At 54.9% G+C, this 22,437-nt stretch carries 15 protein-coding genes and 1 riboswitch; of the genes, 8 read left to right on the top strand and 7 right to left on the bottom strand.

Annotated features, from left to right (window positions below; all coding sequences use genetic code 11):
• Positions 1-366 precede the first annotated feature (366 nt).
• The 4 genes from metA to aceK all read left to right on the top strand — a co-directional run bounded on the left by metA (position 367) and on the right by aceK (position 6,276).
• Positions 367-1,296, top strand: coding sequence for a homoserine O-acetyltransferase MetA (metA, locus tag WFL93_RS21885; RefSeq protein ID WP_007891827.1), 930 nt, complete (start codon positions 367-369; stop codon positions 1,294-1,296).
• Between the two features lie 263 nt (positions 1,297-1,559).
• On the top strand, positions 1,560-3,158 hold the full coding sequence (aceB, locus tag WFL93_RS21880) for a malate synthase A (protein ID WP_336779027.1): 1,599 nt from the start codon (positions 1,560-1,562) through the stop codon (positions 3,156-3,158).
• Positions 3,159-3,174: 16 nt separating this feature from the next.
• Positions 3,175-4,476: an isocitrate lyase gene (gene aceA, locus WFL93_RS21875; RefSeq protein ID WP_007891833.1), complete on the top strand. Its 1,302-nt coding sequence runs from the start codon at positions 3,175-3,177 to the stop codon at positions 4,474-4,476.
• A 66-nt stretch (positions 4,477-4,542) separates the two neighbouring features.
• Positions 4,543-6,276: a bifunctional isocitrate dehydrogenase kinase/phosphatase gene (gene aceK, locus WFL93_RS21870; RefSeq protein ID WP_336779026.1), complete on the top strand. Its 1,734-nt coding sequence runs from the start codon at positions 4,543-4,545 to the stop codon at positions 6,274-6,276.
• Here the strand turns inward: aceK and iclR are convergent.
• On the bottom strand, positions 6,273-7,106 hold the full coding sequence (gene iclR, locus WFL93_RS21865; protein ID WP_007891835.1) for a glyoxylate bypass operon transcriptional repressor IclR: 834 nt from the start codon (positions 7,104-7,106) through the stop codon (positions 6,273-6,275). The two genes, aceK and iclR, sit on opposite strands and share 4 nt — an antisense overlap.
• A gap of 198 nt (positions 7,107-7,304) precedes the next feature.
• Between iclR and metH the strand changes: the two genes are divergently transcribed.
• Positions 7,305-10,988 carry a methionine synthase gene (metH, locus tag WFL93_RS21860; RefSeq protein WP_336779025.1) on the top strand — a complete coding sequence of 1,228 codons (3,684 nt, stop codon included), beginning with the start codon at positions 7,305-7,307 and terminating at the stop codon, positions 10,986-10,988.
• A 513-nt stretch (positions 10,989-11,501) separates the two neighbouring features.
• On the opposite strand, the gene WFL93_RS21855 is transcribed toward metH, so the two are convergent.
• From WFL93_RS21855 to pgi, 5 genes are all read right to left on the bottom strand, one after another.
• A complete protein-coding gene (locus WFL93_RS21855; RefSeq protein ID WP_336779024.1) occupies positions 11,502-13,592 on the bottom strand; it encodes a YjbH domain-containing protein in 2,091 nt (696 codons plus the stop codon).
• Complete coding sequence (locus WFL93_RS21850; RefSeq protein ID WP_336779023.1) at positions 13,592-14,329, bottom strand: capsule biosynthesis GfcC family protein; 738 nt, start codon at positions 14,327-14,329, stop codon at positions 13,592-13,594. The genes WFL93_RS21855 and WFL93_RS21850 overlap by 1 nt, the downstream gene beginning before the upstream one ends.
• Positions 14,326-14,973 carry a YjbF family lipoprotein gene (locus WFL93_RS21845; protein ID WP_336779022.1) on the bottom strand — a complete coding sequence of 216 codons (648 nt, stop codon included), beginning with the start codon at positions 14,971-14,973 and terminating at the stop codon, positions 14,326-14,328. The genes WFL93_RS21850 and WFL93_RS21845 overlap by 4 nt, the downstream gene beginning before the upstream one ends.
• A 72-nt stretch (positions 14,974-15,045) precedes the next feature.
• On the bottom strand, positions 15,046-15,294 hold the full coding sequence (gene yjbE / locus WFL93_RS21840) for an exopolysaccharide production protein YjbE (RefSeq protein WP_007891326.1): 249 nt from the start codon (positions 15,292-15,294) through the stop codon (positions 15,046-15,048).
• A 525-nt stretch (positions 15,295-15,819) separates the two neighbouring features.
• The gene (gene pgi / locus WFL93_RS21835) at positions 15,820-17,466 is read right to left on the bottom strand and encodes a glucose-6-phosphate isomerase (protein ID WP_336779021.1); all 1,647 of its coding nucleotides are present in this window, start codon (positions 17,464-17,466) and stop codon (positions 15,820-15,822) included.
• Positions 17,467-17,839: 373 nt separating this feature from the next.
• Positions 17,840-18,034: riboswitch (Lysine riboswitch) on the top strand.
• 111 nt (positions 18,035-18,145) lie between these two features.
• Between pgi and lysC the strand changes: the two genes are divergently transcribed.
• The 3 genes from lysC to panS all read left to right on the top strand — a co-directional run bounded on the left by lysC (position 18,146) and on the right by panS (position 21,556).
• Positions 18,146-19,501, top strand: coding sequence for a lysine-sensitive aspartokinase 3 (lysC, locus tag WFL93_RS21830; protein ID WP_049852340.1), 1,356 nt, complete (start codon positions 18,146-18,148; stop codon positions 19,499-19,501).
• A gap of 264 nt (positions 19,502-19,765) precedes the next feature.
• Positions 19,766-20,458: an aquaporin Z gene (gene aqpZ, locus WFL93_RS21825; protein ID WP_007891321.1), complete on the top strand. Its 693-nt coding sequence runs from the start codon at positions 19,766-19,768 to the stop codon at positions 20,456-20,458.
• Positions 20,459-20,632: 174 nt separating this feature from the next.
• Positions 20,633-21,556, top strand: a complete 924-nt coding sequence (gene panS, locus WFL93_RS21820) for a ketopantoate/pantoate/pantothenate transporter PanS (RefSeq protein WP_007891320.1) — start codon at positions 20,633-20,635, stop codon at positions 21,554-21,556.
• A 74-nt stretch (positions 21,557-21,630) separates the two neighbouring features.
• On the opposite strand, the gene WFL93_RS21815 is transcribed toward panS, so the two are convergent.
• Complete coding sequence (locus tag WFL93_RS21815) at positions 21,631-22,224, bottom strand: YhgN family NAAT transporter (protein ID WP_007891319.1); 594 nt, start codon at positions 22,222-22,224, stop codon at positions 21,631-21,633.
• Between the last annotated feature and the right edge of the window lie 213 nt (positions 22,225-22,437).

The following is a 22,437-nucleotide window of genomic DNA, read 5'->3' as shown; positions in this document are numbered from 1 at the left end:
ACGCCGTAGCGCCGATGGTAGTGTGGGGTCTCCCCATGCGAGAGTAGGGAACTGCCAGGCATTAATTAGGTGAAGAAGCCCTGAACGGAAGTTCAGGGCTTTTTTACGTCTATATCTCTATAAAAATGCAGTGTTTTAGTGCAATTTTCAGAGAAAATCACAGCTAAATAGTCAAAAACCGGATCATATTCTCCCAATAACTCATCAAATTTTAATAATCTTGCTGCTCTTCGTCCCAATTCCCACCTAAAGCTGAAACATTTTCATAAACCGCATGAAGACTCGACATTCACAGCATACCAGGCTAATGTCGGGCATCTGGATGTCTAAACGTTTATACGGTTGTAAGAAAGAGGTGAGCAGGTTATGCCAATCAGAATTCCCGACGAATTACCGGCAGTGAATTTTTTACGTGATGAAAATGTCTTTGTCATGACGTCATCGCGCGCCAGTGTTCAGGAAATTCGTCCACTTAAAGTGCTGATTCTTAACCTGATGCCAAAGAAGATCGAGACGGAAAACCAGTTCCTGCGGCTGTTATCAAACTCGCCGCTGCAGATTGACGTGCAGCTCCTGCGTATTGATAGCCGCGAGTCACGCAACACCCCGACCGAGCATCTGAACAACTTCTACTGCAACTTTGAAGACATCCAAAACGATAATTTCGATGGGCTAATTGTCACCGGTGCCCCGCTGGGACTGGTTGATTTCAATGATGTAGCCTACTGGCCGCAGATTCAGCGCGTGCTGCATTGGGCAAACGAACATGTCACATCGACGCTGTTTGTTTGTTGGGCGGTACAGGCGGCATTAAACATTCTCTATGGCATTCCTAAGCAGACGCGACAGAACAAATTATCCGGTGTTTATGAGCATCAGATCCTGCATCCGCATGCACTGCTAACGCGTGGTTTTGACGACACTTTCCTGGCGCCACATTCACGCTATGCGGATTTCCCCAGCCAGTTAATTCGTGACTACACCGATCTCGAGCTGTTCGCCGAAGCGGAATCTACCGGCGCCTACCTGATGGCGAGTAAAGACAAGCGTTTAGCATTTGTTACCGGCCATCCTGAGTATGATGCGCTGACGCTTTCTGGCGAATATCATCGTGATTACGATGCGGGCTTACATCCGGAAGTGCCGTTCAACTACTTCCCGCAGGACAATCCTGAACTGCCACCGCGCGCCACCTGGCGCAGCCATGGCAATCTGCTGTTCTCGAATTGGCTCAACTACTACGTTTATCAGATCACGCCGTTCGATCTGCGCCGTATGAATCCCACGCTCGAATAAATCCAACGCCTCGTTTTATCCTGCCGCGATAGTCGAAAGCTATCGCGGTTTTTTTTGCTTTCTGTATCTAGTGGAACCTATTGCCTTTAATTCGATGAATTAAATTATACAAATATCAATGTCATAAATGCCATCTAATATAAAAATGGAAATAGTTTTTGAAAATAAAATAAAAACCATTATGCTCTGATCTTGCAGGTTAAAAAACACCCTACATCCGGATCCTATCGTTAGACGATGGATCAACTCAGGAGGCAGCCCGCATGACAGACTCGGTTATCAGCAATACGCTAACCTTTAGCCAGCCCTTTACCCACGCGGAAAAGCAGCTGCTTACCCCGGAAGCGATCGATTTTATCCATTCACTGGTGGTGCGTTTTGCACCTGAGCGTGAGCGTCTGCTGAAAGCACGCCAGCAACGCCAGCAGCACTACGACCAAGGCGAACTACCTGGATTTGATTCGGAAACCACTTCCATTCGTGAAAATGAGTGGCAGGTGCGGCCAATCCCCCCGCTGTTGCAAGATCGTCGTGTGGAGATCACCGGTCCGCCGGATCGCAAAATGGTGATCAACGCGCTTAATGCGAACGTCAACGTTTTTATGGCCGACTTTGAAGATTCGCTGTCACCGACCTGGCAGAAGCTGATTGATGGACAACTAACGCTACGCGATGCGGTTAAGGGTACGCTGAGCTTTACCAGTGAAACCGGCAAGATCTACCAGCTGCGCGCCAACCCGGCGCTGCTGATGTGCCGTGTACGTGGTCTGCATCTGAATGAAAAGCATGTTGAGTGGCGCGATCGAGCCATTCCCGGCGGGCTGTTTGATTTCGCGCTCTACTTTTTCCACAACGTTGAAGCGCTGCGGGAGAAGGGCCATGCGCCATGGTTCTATTTGCCGAAAACCGAGCATGCGGCTGAAGTGGCATGGTGGCGTGAGATCTTCCGTTTCAGTGAAGATCGCTTCGATCTGCCACGCGGCACGATCAAAGCCACGGTATTGATCGAAACGCTGCCCGCGGTATTTCAGATGGATGAGATCCTGTGGGAACTGCGCGATCACGTGGTTGGCCTCAACTGTGGCCGCTGGGATTACATCTTCAGCTACATCAAAACGCTCGGACAACATCCCGATCGCATCCTGCCGGACCGCCAGCAAATCAGCATGGACCAACCATTCCTGGATGCCTATTCCCGCCTGCTAATCAAAACCTGTCATCGCCGCGGCGCGCTGGCGATGGGCGGCATGTCAGCGTTGATTCCGAGCAAAGATACGGAACGCAATTTATGGGTAACGCAGAAGGTGCAGGAAGACAAAACGCGTGAAGCCGGCAACGGTCACGACGGCACCTGGGTGGCACATCCCGGTCTGGCAGACATTGCGATGGAAGCATTTGACCGTCAGCTCGGCGATAAGCCCAATCAACTGCATATTACGCGTGAGCAGGATGCGCCAATCACCGCAGAACGTTTATTGGCACCGTGTCGCGGCAAGCGCACCGAAGCGGGCATGCGCGCTAATATTCGCGTGGCGCTGCAATATCTGGAAGCCTGGATCAGCGGCAATGGCTGCGTACCGATTGATGGCCTGATGGAAGATGCCGCCACTGCTGAAATCGCACGTACTTCGATCTGGCAATGGATTCATCACAAACAGATTCTCAGCGATGGTCAGCCGGTAACGGTAGCGCTGTTCGAACGGCTGCTGGAAGAAGAGTTAGCTGCGTTGCAGCAAACCCTTGGCGCAGAACGTTGCCGCAACGGACGTTTTGAGGATGCCGCCGCGCTGATGGCGCAAATCACCACCGATAACCAACTGGTTTCTTTCCTCACTCTGCCAGGCTACCGCCTGCTGCCTTGAACCCGGAGATATGGCTATGAATCGTACGCAACAGATCAAACTGCTGGAATCGAGCTGGAACGATGCACGCTGGGAAGGCATTACTCGTCCGTACAGTGCAGAGGACGTTATCAACCTGCGCGGCTCGGTGAATCCAGCCTGCACGCTGGCGGAACGCGGCGCCACCAAACTCTGGTCGTTGCTTAATGGCGAATCCAGCAAAGGCTACATCAATAGCCTCGGTGCGCTGACCGGCGGTCAGGCGGTGCAGCAAGCAAAAGCAGGCATTGAGGCGATTTACCTCTCAGGCTGGCAGGTGGCGGCCGATGCCAACCTCGCCGGGCAGATGTATCCCGATCAGTCTCTGTATCCGGTGAATTCGGTGCCAAACGTGGTGGAACGTATCAACCAAAGCTTCCAGCGCGCCGATCAGATTCAGTGGGCCAGCGGCGTCTCGCCAGACGATGAGGACTTCATCGATTACTTCCTGCCGATTGTGGCCGATGCGGAAGCCGGTTTTGGCGGCGTGCTCAATGCTTTCGAGCTGATGAAATCGATGATTCAGGCCGGTGCCGGTGCGGTGCATTTTGAAGACCAGCTGGCGGCAGTGAAAAAGTGCGGACACATGGGCGGCAAAGTATTAGTACCGACTCAGGAAGCGATTCAGAAACTGGTGGCGGCACGTCTGGCGGCTGACGTAATGAACGTGCCGACGGTATTAATTGCGCGCACTGATGCCGATGCCGCCGATCTGATCACGTCCGACTGCGACCCGCGCGATGCGACATTCATTACCGGTGAGCGCACTGCCGAGGGCTTCTTTCGCACGCACGCAGGTATTGAGCAGGCGATCAGTCGCGGGCTGTCCTATGCACCTTATGCCGACGTGCTGTGGTGTGAAACCTCGACGCCGGATCTCGAGCTGGCGCAGCGTTTTGCCGATGCAATTCACGCGCAGTACCCCGGCAAACTGCTGGCCTATAACTGCTCGCCGTCGTTTAACTGGAAGAAGAATCTCGACGATCGCACTATCGCACGTTTCCAGCAGGCGCTGAGCGACATGGGCTATCGCTTCCAGTTTATTACGCTGGCCGGCATTCACAGCATGTGGTTCAACATGTTCGATCTCGCGCACGCCTATGCGCAGGGTGAAGGCATGCGGCATTACGTGGAAAAAGTGCAGCAGCCGGAATTTGCGGCGCGCGACAAAGGCTACACCTTCTCGTCGCATCAGCAGGAAGTGGGGACCGGCTACTTCGATCGCATCACTAATGTGATTCAGGGTGGACAATCCTCAGTAACTGCATTAACCGGTTCCACCGAAGCCTCGCAGTTCTAATCTCACACCGATACTGCCTTTGTAGGGTCGCCATTTATGGCGACCGTTTCCCCCGGAGCGTTACCAATGACACCGAGAGAATCGTTAATCGCCCACACCATTCTGCAGGGTTTCGACGCGCAGTATGGTCGCTTTCTGGATATCACTGCCGGCGCACAGCAGCGCTTTGAACAGGCTGACTGGCACGCGGTGCAGCAGGCGATGAAAGCGCGTATTCATCTCTACGATCACCACGTTGGCTTGGTTACCAATCAGCTGCGCATTCTCAATGATACTTCGGACTGGGATGAAGCTTTCTGGCTGCGCGTCAAAAGTCATTATGAAACCCTGCTGCCTGGCTATCCGCGCCACGAAATTGCCGAGAGCTTCTTCAATTCGGTCTATTGTCGCTTACAGGGCCACAGCCATTTGTCGCCTGAACGCTTGTTTATCTTCCCGTCGCAGCCTTACGCGCCGGCACCCGTTGCACAGCGCCCGCTGTCGCGCCTGTATCGTCCGCAGCAGAATTGGCAGGAGACATTGCGTCAGGTGCTGAATGACATGCCGCTGCGCCTAACGTGGCAGGATCAAACACGCGATATCGGCTGGATTGTGCGTCATCTGCATGAACAGTTTGGCGCCGCGCAGCTGGCAAACGCGACGCTGGATGTCGCTAGCGAGCTGTTTTATCGCAACAAAACCGCGTGGATTGTGGCGCGCCTGCAGCTCAATGATGGCATGGTGCCCTGCTTGTTGCCGATCCAGCGTGATGATGCCGGACGCTTGTGGATCGATACCTGTCTGACCGATAGCGATGATGCCAGCATCGTGTTTGGCTTTGCGCGCGCCTACTTCATGGTTTACGCGCCGGTGCCTGCTGCGCTGGTAGCGTGGCTGCAACCGATTTTGCCGGGCAAAACTGTGGCTGAGCGCTACATGGCGATTGGCTGTCAGAAGCACGGTAAAACCGAATGTTATCGTGAATACCTGCACTATCTGGCGCACAGCGAGGAGGATTTCACCGTCGCGCCCGGCATTCGCGGTATGGTGATGATGGTGTTCACGCTGCCGGGTTTCGATCGCGTATTTAAAGTGATTAAGGACCGTTTCGCGCCGCAAAAGGAGGTCACCGATGCGCAGGTGCGTGACTGCTATCGCATGGTCAAAGAGCACGATCGCGTCGGACGCATGGCGGATACGCAAGAGTTTGAACACTTTGCATTGCCGCGCGCCCGTATTCCTGCCGAGCTGATGGCGGAGTTTGAGCGCGATATTCCGCAGAAGCTGGAAGTACGTGACGATGTGGTGATTATTCGCCACTTGTGGCTGGAGCGCCGCATGGAGCCGCTCAATCTGTGGCTGGCACAGGCGACGCCGGAGCAGCGGCAGCATGCGATTGGCGAGTACGGCGATGCGATTCGCCAGCTGGCGGCGGCGAATATTTTCCCCGGTGACATGCTGTTCAAAAACTTTGGTATGACGCGCCATGGTCGCGTGGTGTTTTACGACTACGACGAGATTCGCCCGATGAGTGAGTTGGTGTTCCGCGATGTACCGCAGGCGCGTTATGAAGAGGATGAGCTGCAGGCCGAACCCTGGTACAGCGTCGGCCCGGATGACGTGTTCCCGGAAACCTTCCGCTATGCGCTATGCAGTGAACCGGCGACCGGTAAATTACTGCAGGCGCTGCATCCACAACTGTTTGATCCCAACTGGTGGCGCGCGCTGCAAACGCGCATCCGCGCAGGGCATATTGAAGAGGTAATTGCCTGGCGCGCGAGCCAGCGTTTCAGCGCGCGCTATCCTGCGGTGGCCGCTTAACGGCCAGAATAGGTTTGCGTCACCTGTTTGGCGGCGCGAATCACCAGCGCGCCAAGTTCGGTGATGCGGTCGTCTGTCATGCGTGCAATCGGGCCGGAAATGGAGATTGCCGCGAAGGGTTCGCCATGCTCGTCATAGATCGGCGCAGCGACACAGCGCAGGCCCAACGCGTGCTCCTCGTCATCATGGGAGAAGCCCATCTTACGAATCAGCGCCAGATTTTCCTTCAGGCTGTGCGGCGAAATCAGCGTCTTCGGCGTGTAATGGTGCAAACCTTTTTGATGCAGCAGCGCTGTTACTTGCTCATCGCTCAGATGTGCCAGAAATGCTTTGCCGGCGCCGGAGGCATGCATCGGCAGCTTGCCGCCAATGGGTGCGGACATCCGCATCAGCTGCGTACACTGCACCTGATCGATAATCACCGCCTGATAATCGCTGAGATCCAGCACCGCCAGATTCACCGTCTCACCGGCATCTTCCATCAGCTTGCGCAGTAGCGGATGCACAATCGCCAGCAGATTGCGGCTCTGCAGGAAGCTGCTACCCACTACAAAGGCGTGCGAACCAATGGTCCATAACCCTAAGTCGCCCACCTGATGGACAAAGCCTTGTTGCTGCATGGTGGTGAGCAGGCGATGCGTGGTGGAGTTGGGTAAACCGGCCTGTTGTGCCAGTTCGGTGAGCGCCACGCTGCCGTGGGATTCGGCAATCAACTCCAGCAGACGCAGGCCGCGCGTAAGAGATTGAACTTGCCCGCCAACGGGCGCGCTGGTGGTCGTGGTGGTGGCACGCGGTTTCTTGCCACGTTTTACGGGCGCAGGGGTTGCCATAACTTCTCCACAATCGCATTAATTATGGAAACCATTTTCGTTTTTAATGGTGCGAATGCAAACGTTCGCTTTCTGGTCGGATCTGTCAGGCATCATGGCTGAAAATGTCTCATCTGAGCTGACTTTTGCTCATCTAAAAGATATGCCAGTATGTCTGGCTGGCATATTAGCCAACGCAATGACGTGGACGGGGCAACAGTGAGCAACAAAACAGAAATGCTGCAGCAGCAGCTGGCGCAACGCATCATGATTCTGGACGGTGGCATGGGCACCATGATCCAGAGTTATAAACTGAGCGAGCAGGATTTTCGTGGCAGCCGCTTTGCCGACTGGCCGACTGATTTGCAGGGTAACAACGATCTGTTGGTGCTCACCAGGCCGGATGTGATTCGCGAAATCCACGATGCCTATCTCGCCGCGGGCGCGGATATTCTGGAGACCAATACCTTTAACTCCACCACCATTGCGATGGCGGATTACGCGATGGAAGCGCTGTCGGCGGAGATCAACTTCGAAGCCGCCAAACTGGCACGTGCCAGCGCCGATGCCTGGACGGCAAAAACACCGCATCGTCCACGCTACGTGGCGGGCGTGTTGGGCCCGACCAACCGCACCTGTTCTATCTCACCGGATGTTAACGATCCCGCTTATCGTAACGTCACCTTCAATCAGCTGGTGGAAGCCTATCGCGAATCCACACATGCGCTGATCGCTGGCGGTTCTGATCTGATCATGATCGAAACGGTGTTCGATACGCTGAATGCCAAAGCGGCGATTTATGCGGTGCAGGCCGAGATGGAAGCGATGGGCGTTAAGCTGCCGCTGATGATCTCCGGCACCATCACCGATGCCTCCGGTCGTACGCTCTCCGGTCAAACCACCGAAGGTTTCTATAACTCGCTGCGCCACGCCGAGCCGCTGTCATTTGGTCTTAACTGTGCGCTGGGGCCGGACGAACTGCGTCAATATGTGGCGGAGCTGTCGCGCATTGCCGAAGGCTACGTCACCGCGCATCCGAATGCCGGTTTGCCCAACGCCTTTGGTGAATACGATCTTGATGCCGCCGTTATGGCCGAGCAGATTGGTGAGTGGGCACGCGCCGGATTCCTCAATATTATCGGTGGCTGCTGCGGTACCACGCCGGAACACATCGCGGCGATGGCGGCTGCGGTGGAAGGTGTTGCGCCGCGCCAGCTGCCGGAGATTCCGGTGGCTTGTCGCCTGGCGGGCCTGGAACCGCTCAACATTCACGCCGACTCGCTGTTCGTTAACGTGGGCGAACGTACCAACGTCACCGGCTCGGCTAAGTTCAAACGCCTGATCAAAGAGGAGAAATACAACGAAGCGCTGGATGTAGCACGTCAGCAGGTTGAGAGCGGTGCGCAAATCATCGATATCAACATGGATGAAGGCATGCTGGATGCGGAAGCGGCCATGGTGCGCTTCCTCAATCTGATTGCCGGTGAACCCGACATCGCGCGTGTGCCGATCATGATCGACTCCTCAAAATGGGAGGTCATCGAGAAGGGCCTGCAGTGCATTCAGGGCAAAGGCATCGTTAACTCCATCTCGATGAAAGAGGGCGTTGAACCTTTCATTGAGCACGCGCGGAAAGTGCGTCGCTACGGCGCGGCGGTGGTGGTGATGGCGTTTGACGAAGTCGGCCAGGCAGATACGCGCGCGCGCAAAATCGAAATCTGTCGCCGCGCCTACAAGATCCTCACCGAAGAGGTCGGTTTCCCGCCAGAAGACATCATTTTCGATCCGAATATTTTTGCCGTTGCCACCGGCATCGAAGAACACAACAACTACGCGATGGACTTTATCGGCGCCTGTGCCGACATCAAGCGCGAATTGCCGCATGCGATGATTTCTGGCGGCGTCTCCAACGTATCGTTCTCGTTCCGCGGCAATGAACCGGTGCGTGAAGCGATTCACGCGGTGTTCCTCTATTACGCCATCCGCAACGGCATGGATATGGGCATCGTCAATGCCGGACAGCTGGCGATTTACGACGATCTGCCGGCCGAGCTGCGCGACGCTGTGGAAGACGTGGTTCTTAACCGCCGTGATGATGGCACCGAGCGCCTGCTGGAGCTGGCGGAGAAATATCGCGGCAGTAAAAGTGACGGCGAGCAGGAGAAACAGCAGGCCGAATGGCGCAGCTGGGACGTGGTAAAACGTCTGGAATACTCGTTGGTGAAAGGCATCACCGAGTTTATTGAGTTGGATACCGAGGAAGCGCGTCAGGCATCTGAACGCCCGATCCAGGTAATTGAAGGCCCGCTGATGTCCGGCATGAACGTGGTTGGCGATCTGTTCGGCGAGGGCAAAATGTTCCTGCCGCAGGTGGTGAAATCGGCGCGCGTGATGAAGCAGGCGGTGGCCTATCTCGAACCTTACATTCAGGCCAGCAAAGAGGCCGGACGCAGCAACGGCAAGATCGTGCTGGCGACGGTGAAGGGCGATGTGCACGACATCGGCAAAAACATCGTTGGTGTGGTGCTGCAGTGTAATAACTACGAAATTATCGACCTCGGCGTGATGGTGCCGAGCGACAAAATCCTTAAAACCGCGATTGCCGAGAACGCCGATATTATCGGGCTTTCTGGGCTGATTACGCCGTCGCTGGATGAAATGGTTAACGTGGCGAAAGAGATGGAGCGCCAGGGATTCACTATCCCGCTGCTGATTGGCGGCGCGACCACCTCGAAAGCGCACACAGCGGTGAAGATTGAGCAGAATTACAGCGGTCCAACGGTGTATGTGCAGAACGCCTCGCGCACCGTGGGCGTGGTGTCATCGTTGCTCTCCGCTACGCTGAAAGAAGATTTCGTGGCACGCACGCGCAAAGAGTACGACACGGTGCGTATTCAGCACGCACGTAAAAAGCCGCGCACGCCGCCGGTCAGCCTGCAAACCGCGCGCGATAACGATTACTCCATCGATTGGGAAAGCTATACGCCGCCGGTGCCGCATCGTCTCGGCGTGAGCGCAGTGCAAGCCAACATTGAAACGCTGCGTAATTACATCGACTGGACGCCATTCTTTATGACCTGGTCGCTGGCGGGGAAATATCCGCGCATCCTGGAAGATGAGGTGGTGGGCGAAGAGGCCAAGCGGCTGTTTGCCGATGCCAACGCGATGCTGGATATGCTGAGCACTAGCGGCACGCTCAATCCTCGCGGCGTGGTGGGGATTTTTCCGGCTAACCGCGTCGGCGATGACATTGAAATCTATCGCAATGAGAACCGCAACGAGGTGCTGTGCGTGAGCCATCATCTGCGTCAGCAGACCGAGAAAACTGACTTTGCTAACTATTGTCTGGCCGACTTCGTGGCGCCGAAATCCAGCGGTAAAGCCGATTACCTCGGCGCGTTTGCCGTTACCGCTGGAATTGAAGAGGATGCGCTGGCTGAGGCGTATGACAAACAGCACGATGATTACAACAAAATCATGGTGAAAGCGGTGTCGGATCGTCTGGCGGAAGCGTTTGCCGAGTATCTGCACGAGCGGGTGCGCAAGGTGATTTGGGGCTTTGCCGCCCATGAAAATCTGAGCAACGAAGAGCTGATTCGCGAGAACTATCAGGGCATTCGTCCCGCGCCGGGCTATCCCGCTTGTCCGGAACATACCGAGAAAGCACCGATCTGGCAGCTGCTGGATGTGGAAGCCAATACTGGTATGAAACTGACCGAATCTTTCGCTATGTGGCCAGGCGCGGCGGTTTCCGGCTGGTATTTCAGTCATCCTGACAGTAAATATTTTGCCGTGGCGCAGATTCAACGCGACCAGGTAGAAGATTACGCGGCGCGTAAAGGGATGAGTGTGACCGAAGTTGAGCGCTGGCTGGCGCCGAATCTGGGTTATGACGCGGATTAATATTCGGTAACGCGCAATTTATCGCGTAATGCCGATCAGTTAAGCGCTGAGCGACTTTCGTTCGCCATCGGCTGAGGCAGTTTCAGTCATGCCGTGCGGCGACCGAGCAGAGGACGCCTGGCCGCGCCCTCTGCACTCCCGGGCCCTGCGCCAGCCCATCCCGCCGCTTCGCGGTGCCTTCGCTTCCTCACGATTCCTGACGGACCGGCGGCGATTCGCTCCTGCTCAGCGCCGCCTCTCGCCGCATCCCTGCGGCTCGCCCTGGAATCCCTCACTCGCTCAGCGGGCTGGGATGTCGCCTCAACACCCGCGCTGCAGCATCAATGCCTATTCCTGAATTATCTTCGCTGGAACGCCTGTAGGGTCGCCATTCATGGCGACCAGGTAACCCACGCAGAGCAAGTGCGCTGCTTAACTGACGTGCATTACGCCATTGATGGCGACCTTCTTAAATATATGTACAAAAAAAGGTCGGCATAAATGCCGACCCTACGATTAATATAGATGAATCAATCAATTAAAGCGCGCATCGCGATCTGACGTTAGATCATACAGCTGATACTTACGGCCCAGCATCTGGCCGCCATCACGCGTTAACGGCACCCAGTTCACCTGCGCACGGCCACGCGTAGGCGTCACGGTAAACAGATCCATCGGTACCGAAATGTAGAAGCCTTTGGTAAAGTCGCCTTCACCATACGCTTCTGCCGACACATTGGTTTTGGTGGCGTAGAAGCCAACCATCACACCGCTGTCGAAGCGCTTCGACACATCCAACGTCACGCCTTTATCTTTTGCCAGATATTCACCGACGCTGGCTTTCACCAATACATCCTGCATAAACCACGGATGCCAGTAAGCGGTGAAATGCCCGGTTGGCGCTTTGTAGTCGGTGAACTGCATCATGTTGTCCCAATCACGCTGCTTCACGTAGTTGGCATCAACGCCGAATGCCCAGTTGCTATCAATCGGACGATACAACACCTCGCCACCGACGCCGCCATACATGGTTTCCAGATAACCGCCGTAAACCTGGCCGTAGAAACCGTTGCCGAGCGACCGCATATAGTTGGCTTGCAGATCGTTGACGTAAACGTTGTTCTCAACGTAATCACGAATATGGGTACGCACGCGTGGCAGCGTGGAGTCGGCTGGCGCGCCGTTATAGTTAAACTTGTCGTAGTTATTGGCGATGTTACCGAACAGGCTGCCGCCGACTAATAGATGATCGGTGAGCCAGTAATCGGCGTTGGCCATCACGCCAACCTGATACATGTAGAAGCTTTCCGGTCCGCCGACCGACTGATTCAGCACCGGCGACAAGCTGTAGTTCAGGCGATCTTTGCGGATGAAGAAACCTTGCTCGGTGGTGCCGGGATCAACCGGATTGTCGCGCGTTTGCTGCAGCGGCTGCTCATGCCCAAGCGGATAACCGGCCAGCTCGTTGTGCAGGCTGGCGACGTTGGTGCGCGTGCTCACCTGCGGCATATTGAAGCGCGACTCGGTGACATCGATGGTATCGATACCGGCAGGCAGGTTGTTCATGATGATGCGATTGGCACGATCGACGCCTTCGCGCGTGTCGCGATATTTGGTTTGCTCGCCGGAAACGTACAGCGTGCTGCCTTTGGTCTGGATATGCGGGCCGTTCAGTCCGGCGTTGTACTTCAGATCCGTCAGCTGATTCGCCACCACCGTCGGTTGCAGCAGGTCGCCCTGCGGCTGCGGGTTGTAGGCCGGTTTCTCGCTATCAATGTGCGACTGATGCAGATCGTTGAAGTTAGTGCGCAGGGTAAAGCCGAACATAAAGGTGTTGCCGCGCTCGTAGCTGGCGTTGATGTCGGCCCAATCGGTGATGCGATAAATCGCGCCGACGTTAACCTTACTGCGCTGATCCAGACGGCCAGCAAAATCATCCTGATAGTTGTTACCTTCGTACTCCACCTTCAGGCGAAGCGGCTGCCATGGCGTTTGATACTCCACGCCACCAAACAGTGCTGAAGGACCGTGGAACATCTGCGAACCGTTAATTGAACCCGCTTCGCCGTTACCGGTGCGGCTACAGAAACTGTCGCTGTAGGAGCAGAACGGGTTTTTGATGGTGCCGCTATTGCCGAGATAACCCCAGCCCAGACCTAAAGTGAAATCAAACGGTCCCCACGCTTTGCTGGCCACCAGATATTCGCTGTCGAATAAACCGGTACCGCCTAAATCGCGCGAGCCCACGGCCACTTCCGGCAGCCAGTAGCTCTCTTGCCACAGGCGCAGCTTCACATCGAAGGCTTTATCTTTATAACTTTGATTGCCGCTGAAGCCTTCCACTGCGCTGTAGCGACGGGTTCGCACGTCGGTATAACGCACGGTAGTTTCCAGCCACGGGAACAGCTGCAGTGAGGCCGAATAGTAACGATATTGATCGTTATCGCGGAAGTTAACGCTAAATTCGCCCTCTTTCGCCATACGCGCAGTTGGCGTCTGCATCAGGCCTACGCCGCCAAAATCAGATTGCGAAGGGCCGACCGGTTCCGGCCAGGTCTCCGCATGCACCTGGCAGGCAGCGGAAACAGAAGCAGCCAGCAGGCTGATAATTAATTGTTTTTTCATCAGTCTGGTATCCGGTGAGTCAGAACGGAAAGCATGCGCGCATTCAAATCGCTTTGGCCCCAAGGCAGGCTCCATGAGGTGAAACCGAGCCAGATAATGCTGCCGGGCTCCACTTCGATATGGCGATGATTCCAGTAGGCAATTGGCACGTGTTGTGTGCTGCCAGACGGCGCAATCACCGTGGCAAAGCTGCGTTCCGCACCGGAAAGGCGATCGTGCCCGTCGAGGTAATCACGCACTTCACGGCCAGGCTGCCAGCTCTCTTTTCCTGGATTGCTCAGCGCACCCAGCACCAGCACCTGCGTGGGTTGTGCCAGCGTGTAGAGGTCATAGCTGCCCTGCAGCGTGCGGTTAGCCTGCGGACGCAGACGCACCTCATCGGGATCGAGTGAGGTGAACTGGCGGCCAGTGACTTTTATGTCGTTAAGCTGGTGGATGACAGCGCCAATGGTGGCGGCCAGCGACTCGCCGCTGTCGGCTTGCCAGGCGCGCAGATCGGCCAGCAGCTGTTTCTGCTGTTGCTGTGCTACCGCGGTTGCACCGCGTTCGGCAATCACCGTGCCCGGCCACCAACTGCGCAGTGCAGGATTTGTCAGTAATTGAGAGAGGTTTTGCGCATCATCGATTTGCAGTGCGTTTTTACCCTGCACATCGTGCACGGTGACTTGAGCCGCGGCCAGCGCATGGCCAGCCGTTAGCAGCATCAACGCTGCCAGCATTGGAGTTATTTTATTCATGATTTCGCCGGCTTCAGAATGGTGGTTTCAACAGGGAATGCATCGGCGGCCAGCATCTGGCTGGCCTGCAGCACCGTGCCGTCACGGTTATCGATCCAGAACGTATTTTGCCACTCGGTCCCCAAGCTCTCCATACGAACGGTCTCATGCCAGACACGGCACGGCACGCGTTCGCCGGTGATATCCAGCACCGTATCGTCACCGCGCTGGAAGCGGGAAACGGCTGTCGCGGCGCGCACGTTATCCTGTTCGCGCCACTGCACCACGCGCGTCCAGCTGGCACCGTTTTGCAGGTGTAACGCATCGGCGAGCGGATCCTGCGGCAGGTTGCTGACGTCAGCGAGGTTGCTCGGTAGCCCGAGGGTTTTCACCAGGCGGCCATGCTGCATCACCAGCATCGCTTTATCCTGGGTGATCCACTTCTGCTGACCGTTTTCGTTGTAACCGAGCACCACGAAGATGCGCGGACCATCATTGATGTGAGCATAGAGGCTGGCGTAGGGCAGGTTAGCAACCTGTTCATCGGTAACCGTGACATCATCCGGGCCGTTAACGGCCAGCATCACGGTTTGTTCAAGGCCTTTTTGCGTTTGTGTGCAGGCCTGCAACAACAGGCAAAGAAGTAGCAAAGAGAGTCGGCGCACTGTGTATCCCTGTTAAATAAGCCAAGCAAAAAATAACCACACGGGTGTGTGGTTATGCTTAAAGGTGCTACATCAACGAGTGGTGCTCGTTGTGGTGGTTGTTGTTGTACCGGTATTTGCACCGTCACCGCCGCCAGAAGCAGCAATGCCGAGACCCACTAACGCACCGAGCGCGCCGATACCGACAGCGGTAGACGCACCGGCAGAGATTGCTCCCGCCTGCGCGCCTGCTGCAGCACCAGCTTCTTCCGGCGCGGCAATCGCAGCGGAAGAAACGGCAACGTAAAGTAAGGCTGCACCGGCAACCATCAGTTTTTTCATAACAACGTTTCCTGCATTTATATGAATCAATGAATGTAGGATCTACCCAGAATTCGGGCGCGTTCAGTATAGGGCAACAAATTACCAGAGTTCAGCATGAGTAAAAGAGGGCGCAAACCTGAGACATTTCTGGTGATAAATACGGCGAATTGGCGTTAGCTGCTTTTTTTAAATGCAGTTTTTTCTGAGGGTGGAATAATTATTTGATTGTCTATAGCAGGGCAGAATTTTTCACTTTTGCATTAACTATTGGTACGGAATAGGAATAATCAGAATTTCCTGAAGCAGGTTAAATAAAAATGATAAATCAATCATATGGATAGCGAGAGGCTGACCGTAAAATAGGGCCATTTTTTAATTAAAAGGGTGGCGGGTAATAGGGCAAACTTCCGATTATCCTTAGCGTATTTTAAGAATTTTCTAAGCGGAGCAGCAGACTAAAATAACCGTATTGCGCGGGTTGTTGCCTATTTGGCATAAAAAAGGCGGCAACCATGCCGCCTTATTCACTGGGTGGGTGGGAAATTAACGCCAGGATTTGTAGCGATTAATTAAGCCATTAGTGGAGCTATCGTGGCTACTAATTTCCGCGTCATTCTCCAGCTCTGGCAAGATGCGGTTTGCCAGCTGTTTGCCCAATTCAACGCCCCATTGGTCAAAGGTGAAGATGTTGAGAATTGCGCCTTGCGTGAAGATTTTGTGTTCATACAGCGCAATCAGCGAGCCTAGGCTGAACGGCGTAATTTCACGCAGCAGGATTGAGTTGGTTGGACGGTTACCTTCGAACACCTTGAACGGCACGATGTGTGCCACGGATGCGGCCGATTTGCCGGCATCGGTGAACTCTTTCTCTACCACATCACGCGACTTACCAAACGCCAGCGCTTCGGTCTGCGCAAAGAAGTTCGACAGCAGCTTCGGATGGTGATCGGTCAGCACGTTGTGGCTCAAGGCCGGTGCAATGAAGTCGCACGGAATCAGTTTGGTGCCCTGGTGGATCAGCTGGTAGAACGCGTGCTGGCCGTTGGTGCCTGGCTCACCCCAAATGATGGGGCCAGTCTGATAATCCACCGGCTTGCCTTCACGATCGACATATTTACCGTTGGATTCCATGTTGCCCTGCTGGAAGTAAGCAGCAAAGCGATGCATGTACTGGTCGTACGGCAGAATCGCTTCGGTTTCGGCACCAAAGAAGTTGTTGTACCAGATGCCAATCAGCGCCAGCAGCACCGGCAGGTTTTGCTCGGCAGGCGTATTAGCAAAGTGGTTATCCATCGCATGTGCGCCGCTCAGCAGCTGCTCGAAGTTCTCGAAGCCGATAGACAGAATGATCGATAAGCCGATTGCTGACCACAGTGAATAGCGGCCGCCAACCCAATCCCAGAATTCGAACATGTTGTCGGTATCGATACCGAATTCACCCACCGCTTTGCCGTTGGTCGACAGCGCTGCGAAGTGCTTCGCCACGTGCTGTTGGTCGCCCGCGGTTTTCAGGAACCAGTCACGCGCGCTGTGGGCGTTGGTCATGGTTTCCTGCGTGGTGAAGGTTTTTGATGCCACGAGGAACAGCGTAGTTTCCGGGCTGAGATCTTTCAGCGTTTCAGCGATGTGCGTGCCATCAACGTTGGATACAAAGTGCATGTTGAGGTGATTTTTGTACGGACGCAGCGCTTCGGTCACCATAAACGGGCCGAGGTCGGAACCGCCGATGCCGATGTTAACCACATCGGTGATCGCTTTACCGGTATAGCCTTTCCACTCACCGCTAATGATGCGCTCGGAAAAGCCTTTCATCTTCGCCAGTACCGCGTTGACTTCCGGCATCACATCTTTGCCGTCGACCACAATTGGGGTGTTGCTGCGATTACGCAGTGCAACGTGCAGTACCGCGCGCTCTTCAGTGCGGTTGATCTTCTCGCCAGAGAACATCGATTTGATCGCGCCAGCCAGATTGGTCTCTTTAGCCAACGCCTGTAATTTTTCGAGGGTTTCCTCGGTGATGCGGTTTTTAGAGAAATCCACCAGCATCTGGTCATCGAAAGTGGCAGAGAATTTCGCAAAACGATCGGCATCTTGCGCAAACAGATCGGCGATTTGCACCGATTTCATCTGGTCAAAATGCTGCTGCAGCGCTTTCCAGGCTGCGGTTTGGGTCGGATTGATATTTTTCATGGCAACACTCTAGTTGATATAAGAACCGTCATTCCATCCGGGGCATCCTGCTCGCCCGGCATCCTTAGCACTCTTGCACGGGGTTGAGTATGACTACAGTTACTATCTAAGGGAAAAAATTTGTGACCGTGGCCGCAGTGTTTCAGGTAAATCCGGCGGCGATTGTCAGCGCAGCAGCAGGAAATTTCCCTGTGCCGCATCAGCAAAAAGCGGCATTTGTCTGATTCGGACTCTACTTTAGGTCGGTGTTGGCAACCGCGTTTGTTCAACGATGCGTTTACCGAAGTGTAAAAGTGAGAAATCCTCAAAGTGCAGGGATGGACAGGGGGGAAAATAATCAGTACTTTATGCGCGCTACTTACACCTCCGGGTGTAAGCCAGAAGAGGCGCGTCGCCCAGGCAGTGTGTTTGAGGATCCGTATCCGCAGATAACACATCAGGGGGTGTGACGCCGAGGTGGGGCAACACGCGGGGTGTTGCACTGTCGGCTGCAGGGGCTGAATCCTCTGGGTTGTCACCAGAATCGTCCACAGTCGGACGCTTCGCAAGGTGAAGCGCTTCTGGGTGACTTGTCTACTGATCTTGTCTGCCCAATTCTGCTCTTCTCTTGTGCCTAGGCTGCTACTATGTCTTCCGCCCCAAAAACGGAAGAAAGATAACCTGACACGGGGTTCGTTACATGTCTCAAAATCTGATCGTGGCTAAATTTGGCGGCACCAGCGTTGCCGATTTTGATGCTATGAACCGCAGCGCAGATGTTGTGCTGTCGGATGCCAATACCCGCTTAGTGGTGCTCTCTGCCTCCGCTGGCGTCACCAACCTGCTGGTTGCCCTTGCTGAAGGCCAGGAACAAGCGCAACGCGCTTACCTGCTGGATGAAATTCGCCGGATTCAATACGCCATCATCGATCGTCTACAGTCGCCGGATGTCATTCGCGAAGAGATTGATCGCATGCTGGAAAACATCACCATGCTGTCTGAAGCGACCTCGCTGGCCACTTCGCATGCGCTAACCGACGAACTGGTGAGCCACGGTGAGCTGATGTCGACGCTGCTGTTCGTGGAGATCCTGCGCGAGCGCCAGGTCAACAGCGAATGGTTTGACGTGCGTAAAGTGATGCGTACCAGCGACCGCTTTGGCCGCGCGGAACCCGAAGTGGCGACGGTGAAAGAGCTGGCGGCAACGCAGCTGCAGCCGCGCATTGCTGAAGCGCTGGTGGTCACTCAGGGCTTTATCGGTAGCGAAATCAAAGGCCGCACCACCACGCTGGGCCGTGGCGGCAGTGATTACACCGCCGCGCTGCTGGGCGAAGCGTTGCAGGCGGCACGCATTGATATCTGGACCGATGTCGCCGGTATTTACACCACCGATCCTCGCGTGGTCTCCACCGCAAAACGTATCGAAGAGATTACGTTCGAGGAAGCGGCGGAAATGGCCATTTTCGGAGCCAAAGTGCTGCATCCGGCCACCTTGCTGCCGGCGGTGCGCAGCGATATCCCGGTGTTCGTCGGTTCGAGTAAAGATCCGGCTGCGGGCGGTACGCGCGTGTGCAACGAAACCAAAAATCCACCGTTGTTCCGCGCGCTGGCACTGCGTCGTAAGCAGACGCTGGTTACGCTGCACAGTCTGAACATGCTGCATGCACACGGCTTCCTGGCCGAGGTGTTCAATATTCTGGCACGCCATAGCATTTCGGTAGATCTGGTCACTACCTCGGAAGTGAGCGTCGCGCTGACGCTGGATAGCACCGGCTCCACCACCACCGGCGACAGCTTGCTGACGCAGGCGCTGCTGACTGAACTCTCTTCACTGTGCCGTGTGGAGGTAGAAGAGAATCTGGCGCTGGTGGCGATCATCGGTAACAACCTGTCGAAAGCCTGCGGCGTGGGCAAAGAGGTGTTTGGCGCACTGGAGCCGTTCAATCTGCGCATGATTTGCTACGGTGCCAGCAGTTATAACCTGTGCTTCCTGGTGCCAACGCCAGATGCAGAAGAGGTGGTACGCGCACTGCACAAGAATCTTTTTGGTTCTTAAGGCAAATTTTTCGCGCAATAAATCAAGCCGGACCTGGTCCGGCTTTTTTATTGGTTAATTTTCTTAAACAATAATTTAAGCGCAGCGATACCATATTCTTCGTTCCAGACATTTCTGAAGATTCCTCTGATGACGGGCAAGACACGTCTTGATTACGCTGGAATTGCCTAAAAATCACACTATTCTCTCATTCAGCGGTTGCGCTTTAATCGCCAAAAACGATAATCCCGCCGAGAAAACATTAAATTATTTGAGGGAATAAAGATGAAAAGATTAGTGGCAGAGACGCTCGGCACTTTTGTGCTGGTTTTAGGCGGTTGTGGTAGTGCGGTTTTGGCGGCGGCGTTTCCAGAGTTGGGCATCGGTTTTGCGGGTGTGGCGCTGGCATTTGGTTTGACAGTATTGGTGATGGCCTTTGCCGTTGGCCATATCTCAGGTGGCCATTTTAACCCGGCGGTCACCATCGGTCTGACCGTGGGCGGCCGTTTTCCGGTGTCACAGGTCGTGCCCTATATTATCGCGCAATTAGTCGGTGCCATCGCCGCAGCGGGCGTGTTGTATCTGATCGCCAGCGGTAAAGCCGGTTTCGATGCGGCGGCCAGCGGTTTTGCTTCTAACGGTTATGGTGAGCACTCACCAGGCGGTTTTAGCCTGACTGCGGGGATGATCACCGAGCTGGTGCTGACGGCGGTATTCCTGATTGTGATCATGGGCTCAACCGATAAACGTGCACCGGCCGGTTTTGCACCGATTGCTATCGGTCTGGCGCTGACGCTGATCCATCTGGTGAGCATTCCTGTAACCAATACTTCCGTGAACCCGGCGCGTAGTACCGGCGTTGCCATCTTCCAGGGTGGCTGGGCATTGGATCAGCTGTGGATGTTCTGGTTGTTACCGATTATTGGTGCCGCGATTGGTGGTGCGATCTACCGCTTTTTACTGGAAAAAGCAGAGTAACTTCGTCGTATTTCCGCGGATCGGCAGCAGCCGATCCGCATTTTCCTCTGCAAGTGACTTCCCGCCTTACGTCAAGATAACGAAATGTTATGATCCCGCGTCCGTCGCTGTGGTCGTTCCCTGCGCGACATTTCATCTGTGGCAATATTAAAAAATCCCTAAGGAAGTCTGGTTATGCTCGGCAAACTTACCCGCCTGTTCCCGCTCTGGGCCGTGCTGCTCTCGGTCGCTGCTTATTACTCGCCCTCCACCTTTCTCGGTATCGGTCCATGGGTCACCTATCTGCTAATGCTGATTATGTTCGGCATGGGCGTAACGCTCAATATTGATGATTTCAAACGAGTGCTGGTGCGTCCGGCGCCGGTAATTGCTGGCACCTTTCTGCACTATTTGGTGATGCCACTGGCTGCCTGGGGCCTGGCGAAACTGTTCCAGATGCCGCCGGATCTGGCAGCGGGCATGATTCTGGTCGGCAGCGTGGCGAGCGGCACCGCATCTAACGTGATGATCTATCTGGCGAAGGGCGATGTGGCGCTGTCAGTCACTATCTCATCGGTGTCAGCGCTGGTGGGCGTATTTGCCACGCCGCTGCTGACGCGCTTCTACGTTGATACGCACATTCAGGTTGATGTGGTTGGCATGCTGCTCAGCATCGTGAAAATCGTGGTGATTCCGATTAGCCTCGGCCTGATTGTCCACCACTCCATGAACAGCGTGGTGCGCCGCGTTGAGCCTTATCTGCCAGCGTTCTCCATGCTCTGTATTCTGCTGATCATCAGCGCGGTGGTGGCGGGTAGCCAAAGCTTTATTGGTTCGGTGGGTTTGATGGTGATTGTGGCGGTGATTCTGCACAACGCGATTGGTCTGCTGGGCGGTTATTGGGGCGGCAAACTGTTTGGCTTCGACGAATCCACCTGCCGCACGCTGGCGCTGGAAGTGGGCATGCAGAACTCCGGTCTGGCGGCGACGCTGGGCAAACTCTACTTCTCGCCGCTGGCAGCACTGCCGGGCGCGCTGTTCTCAGTGTGGCACAACCTGTCAGGTTCGCTGCTGGCTGGCTACTGGTCGGGTAAACCGATCGATAAACAGCAGAAATAACGTTAAATCTGTAACGGTCGCCATGATTGGCGACCTCTATATCCTGGGTGCGCATTTATGCGCACCGTTTTGCATTACAGCTTCAGATAAGTACGAATCCCATCCAGAAACATCTGCGTTGCCAGCATAATCAAAATCAAACCCATCAGGCGTTCCAGCGCGTTAACGCCTTTATCGCCGAGCAGGCGTAAAAATAGCCCCGACATCAGCAAGATCGCCACCGTTACGCCCCAGGCAATCAGCAGCGCGCCAACCAGATGCGTCATCTGATTGGGATATTGATGCGACAACAGCATCAATGTCGCCAGCAGTGACGGGCCAGCCACTAAGGGAATTGCCAGCGGCACGAGGAACGGCTCTTCGCCGGCCGGCAAGCCGCTGGTGCTGGTTTCGGCGGAGGGAAAAATCATGCGGATGGCGATCAGGAACAGAATGATACCGCCGGAGATCGACACGGTTTCGGTGCGCAGGTTAAGAAACGTCAGAATGCGTTCACCGGCGAATAAAAACAGCAGCATCAGGGCCAGCGCGATCAGCATTTCACGCATCAGCACCACGCGGCGGCGCTTAGGTTCCAGATGCTTCAGTACCGACATAAAGATCGGCAGGTTGCCCAGCGGGTCCATAATTAACAGCAGCAATATGGTCGCGGATATCATCTCAGTCATGTCAGGTAAACCATCCTATCTATTTGGCCGGGGCCATTATTAGTTGTATTGCTGAAAAAGTTAGCGCAATCGAATTAATTCACTTGCCAGAAAGGCTGCATTTTGTAGAGTTGACGGTCATAGGTAAACCTGATTATTACGCAGACGGGCAGGATTATCCGGCCCGTCTTTTCCTCGCACCACTTAGGGCTTCCTTCGAGAACACCCGAGACG

The organism is Pantoea sp. USHLN256 (genome assembly GCF_037149875.1).
GTDB classification, from domain to species: Bacteria; Pseudomonadota; Gammaproteobacteria; order Enterobacterales; family Enterobacteriaceae; genus Pantoea; species Pantoea nemavictus.
Note: the sequence above shows the minus strand (reverse complement) of the source record. Positions and strands in the feature narration are given on the sequence as shown.